Source organism: Hydrocoleum sp. CS-953 (assembly GCF_002260545.1).
Taxonomy (GTDB): Bacteria; Cyanobacteriota; Cyanobacteriia; order Cyanobacteriales; family Microcoleaceae; genus Trichodesmium.
The window spans coordinates 1-4,881 of record NZ_LGSU01000824.1 but is presented as its reverse complement, the minus strand read 5'-3'; the positions used below and the strand labels follow the sequence as shown (position 1 = coordinate 4,881).

General features: G+C 38.2%; 2 protein-coding genes. Both read left to right on the top strand.

From position 1 onward, the window contains the following. The first annotated feature begins 65 nt into the window (after positions 1-65). Positions 66-1,526: an AAA-like domain-containing protein gene (locus AFK68_RS10435; RefSeq protein WP_094672649.1), complete on the top strand. Its 1,461-nt coding sequence runs from the start codon at positions 66-68 to the stop codon at positions 1,524-1,526. A gap of 550 nt (positions 1,527-2,076) precedes the next feature. After that, positions 2,077-4,422, top strand: coding sequence for a DNA helicase PcrA (gene pcrA / locus AFK68_RS10430; protein ID WP_094672648.1), 2,346 nt, complete (start codon positions 2,077-2,079; stop codon positions 4,420-4,422). Positions 4,423-4,881 lie beyond the last annotated feature (459 nt).

Genomic DNA, 4,881 nt, shown 5'->3' with positions numbered 1-4,881 from the left:
TCGGGGACATCTTTAACTTCTACAGATCAGATCAAAAATTTGTTAATCAAAAAAAGATAACAACAATGAGTAACTATGTACGCAGACGTGGTGTAACCCTTACCAATCAAGGCTCAAGGAAACTTCATCAAGCTAAATCAGAGGCAGAAATTGAGCAAAATCAGCGATACACCCTTGAATCTCTTAGTAAAAAAACAGGTTTAACTCCCAATACCCTTAGCAAAATATTTACCTGCTCGTCAGGAGTCGATAAACGTACCTTAAAATGCTGCTTCGATGCCTTTAATCTGAGTTTGTTAGCGGATGATTATCTATACTTGAAGTCTGAGCAAGATAATCAGGTCCAGATTAACCCTATGCCCCCTGCTGAAACCTACTCCTTCCTAGAACCAGTCTGCAATTCTCCTTTCGATATGCTGCGCGATCGCAACAACGTCGCCCAAATGAAAAAAATGGTTCAACCACAAGACGATCTGCAACCTCGTTTGCCAACGGCACCGGGAGGACAGATACCCCTAGATTCTATCTTTTACATTGACCGTCCCATCATCGAATGCCTTTGTTACCAAGGCATCCAGGAACCAGGTACACTGTTGAATATCCGCGCTCACAAGCAAATGGGCAAAACCTCCCTAATGAGCCGTATCTTGTATTACGCTAGATCCCTTGACTATCAAACCGTTTCCCTGAACTTACAACTCGCTGATGCAGAGATTTTACAGAACCTAGAACGCTTCCTAAAATGGTTCTGTGGTAGAGTTAGCAAGGAGTTAGAATTTCCCTATTCACCATCGCATGAGCAGATAGCTCATTTTTGGGATAACTCCTTAGGCAGCAAATCAATCGCCACTGACTATTTCAATGATATTATCTTAGCTAACCTAGATCAACCTCTGGTAATAGCTCTTGATGAACTCAATCAGCTTTTTGCCTACCCAGATGTTGCTCGTGAATTTATCCAACTTCTGCGAACCTGGTCTGAGCAAGCAAAAGCAGGGGTAGCAGAAAGTAATCTTTGGCAAAAGCTGCGACTGGTGACAGTTCATTCTACGGAAATTATGATGCCTCCCTCAATTAATCCTTCCCTGTTGAATACTGGATTAGTCATCAATTTGCCGGAGTTTACTCTAGCTCAAGTGCAGGATCTAGCACGGCGGTACGAACAAGAAATAACTGAAGAAAAAATCCAGCAACTAATTACTCTTCTAAGCGGACATCCCTATCGTTTGCAGTTAGCATTTTATTACCTACAACAACAGACTATAACTCTGGAAGAGCTTTTAGAAAATTCTGATAGTACAACTGCTATTTATGCAGAACATTTACAACAACAATGGTGGAACTTGCAACGCTACGATGAATTATTGCCTATTTTTACTGAAATTGTGAACAACCACAAACCCATAGAAATAAAACTATCCCTTGGTTATCAGTTGCAAAAGATGGGGTTGGTTCATTTGGAAGGCGATCTTGCAAGTCTGTGTTGTGAGTTATTTCGTCCGTTTTTTATGGGGGTTTTGAGTTGATTGTTGTTTGGACTCGGTGCGTTACATTTCATTTTGATGTCACGCAGCGTTTCATGTCGGCGACAGCAAAACTTGTAGTGGACCGTTTCAGCTTAAATGTTGCAATAGACAACTCTCTAGAGATTGCTTCACTGTCGTTCGCAATGACAATTCTAACGTACTATTTTAGGTGAAACAGTCTAGTAGGTGCGTTAGACGGCTAAAATTTAGACTGTGAAAGGCATTTAACAATCCGTCGTAACGCACCTTTTTATACATGTCATTCTACTACAACTGCGGTGCGTTACATTTCATTTTTCGTATAGGGAATGCTCCGCAAACATGTCACGCAGTGAAACGCACCCTACTGGACTGCTACTATAAGGAATTTAACAATCTGTCGTAACGCACCTTTTTATACATCTCATTCTACTATAGCTGCGGTGCGTTACATTTCATTTTCTGCGGTGCGTTACATTTCATTAACGCACCCTACTGGACTGCTACTAATATTTTGTTTGAGTTTGGTGATAATATGCAATATATTAACTACTGTATATAACATCCAACTATGCAAACTACCGACTTTCTCTCTCAGCTAAATTTATCTCAACGCCAAGCAGTACAACATTTCTGCGGACCAATGTTGGTTGTAGCGGGTGCTGGATCGGGCAAAACTAGGGCGTTGACTTATCGTGTGGCCCATCTAATTCGTCATCATCGGGTACACCCAGAAAATATTCTGGCGGTGACGTTTACAAATAAGGCTGCACGGGAAATGAAAGACCGCATTGAGAGGTTGTTTGCCCAACAACAGGCAGAGGCTAAATATGGTAAACCTTTTTCAGCTTTGAGTGCGGAAGAACAAACAAGGTTGCGATCGCAGGTCTATAAAAATATTACTAAGCATTTATGGATGGGAACTTTTCATAGTCTTTGCGCTCGTATTCTGCGGTTTGATATTAATAAATACCAAGACGAAAAAAAACGTCGCTGGGATAAAAATTTTTCTATTTTTGATGAAAGTGATGCTCAAAGTTTAGTTAAGCAAATTGTTACTAAACAGCTAAACTTAGACGATAAAAAATTTGAGCCACGTTCTATGAGATATGCTATTAGTAATGCTAAAAACCAAGGAATGTCACCTCAAGAATTTCAAAAAGCACAGCCAGATTATCGAGGGAGGGTAATTGCTGAAGTCTATGGAATTTATCAAGATAATTTGGCTGCGAATAATGCTCTTGATTTTGACGATCTAATCAGAATACCTGTAGAATTATTTCGGCAAAATGAGCAAGTATTGGCTTATTGGCATCAAAGTTTTAATCATATTTTAGTGGATGAATATCAAGATACTAATCGGACTCAATATAATTTTATTAGATATTTAGCCACTAATGGTGAAGAACCTAGATATTTTAATAATTGGGAAAATCGTTCTGTTTTTGTGGTGGGGGATGTAGACCAATCTATTTATTCTTTCCGCATGGCAGATTATACAATTTTGTTGGATTTTCAGAATGATTTTGGTGATGGTTTGCCTGATGAAGATACCCGGACAATGATTAAGTTGGAGGAAAATTATCGGTCGCGGGAAAATATTCTGGAAGTGGCGAATAAATTGATTGAAAATAATACTCAACGTATTGATAAAATTCTCAAACCAACCAGAGGTTTAGGGGAAGAAATTTATTGTTATGAGGCTGAAAGTGAGCGAGAAGAAGCCGAGTTTATTTGTAGTAAAATTGAGGAAATTACAGACCAAAACCCAGAGTTAGATTTAGGTAGTTTTGCTGTGCTTTATCGGACTAATTCTCAGTCACGTCCTATTGAAGAAAAGTTGATTCATTATGATATTAAATATGTGATAATTGGGGGATTGAGATTTTATGACCGGAAAGAAATTAAGGATGCTTTGGCTTATTTGCGGGTAATTGCTAATCCTGCTGATACTGTTAGTTTAATCAGAATTATTAATACTCCCAGAAGAGGTATTGGTAAGACAACTATTGATAGTTTATTAAATGCTAGTTCCCAGATGGCAATACCTTTGTGGGAAATTATTAACGACCCAACTTCAGTTAATGCTTTGGCAGGTCGTTCATCAAAAGCTGTGAATAAATTTGCTGAGATAATTCAACATTGGCAAGATGAGGTAGAAAATTTGACTGCTATGGAAATTGTTGAAGGAATTTTGGAGGATTCTGGTTATATTCAAGACTTGAAAAAACAGGGTACGGAAGATGCAGATAATAGACTAGCAAATTTAGGAGAATTATGTAGTGCTGTTGCTCAGTTTCAAGAGGATAATGAAGATACAACTTTAGGAGGTTTTTTGGCAAATGCTTCTTTGGCTTCCGATTTAGATAATCTCCAAGATGGGCAGGAAGCTGTATCGTTAATGACCTTACATTCGGCTAAAGGTTTGGAATTTCCAGTGGTATTTATGGTGGGTTTGGAACAGGGTTTGTTACCTCATTTTCGGAGTATAGATGACCCTTTATCTTTGGAAGAAGAAAGGCGACTTTGTTATGTAGGAATTACCAGAGCGCAAGAACAATTATTTCTTTCTTATGCCACAGAAAGACGACAATTTTGGGGAGCGCGAGATGCCACAATTCCATCTCAATTTTTGGGAGAATTACCAGGAGATTTGGTTAATACTAATGCTATGAAAAAAGTAATTTATCGGTCAAAACGTCAGAGTCAAAAGACTAAAAATAATCCTGTGAAAAAATCAGTAAGTAATCAAACAGAAAATTGGCAAGTTGGGGATAAAGTGATGCACGAAAATTTTGGCGTGGGGTTAGTAACTAATGTTTTGGGTGAGGGAAGGAAAATGAGTTTAGGTATCAAGTTTGGTAAGAGTAAAAAAATTATCGATCCTAAAACTGCACCGATGGAAAAGTTGAATTGAAATAATTGAAGCATTTAGCCATCAGCTATTAGCTGTCAGCCATTAATATCATGTTTCATTAAATGACTGTAATAAAGATCTTTCCCCAACCTCGTAGGGACGTTGCATGCAACGTCCCTACAGTAGCAACGTCCCTACAGTAGCAACGTCCGTACAGTAGGGTTAATTAATGTTACTTGATATAAATTATTCTTTGTCAAGGAAGAATCAAAGTTGAAAGATTTAGGGAAAATTTCAACTTACTTTCAGCATTCTTTGGTAATCTTTCTTATTAATTACTTGGTGCAGGATTATTACTAATGAAAAGCTGTTTCCGGGTGTCGCCAACATCAAACGCTGCGCGACATAAATGGGTGGCATTCTGTAGGAAAGGCTAATATCTGAATGTTTACGAAAGAATGAACTAACAATGAAGTAGCTAGGTTCAATAATTAATTATTAATTATTAATTATTACCTC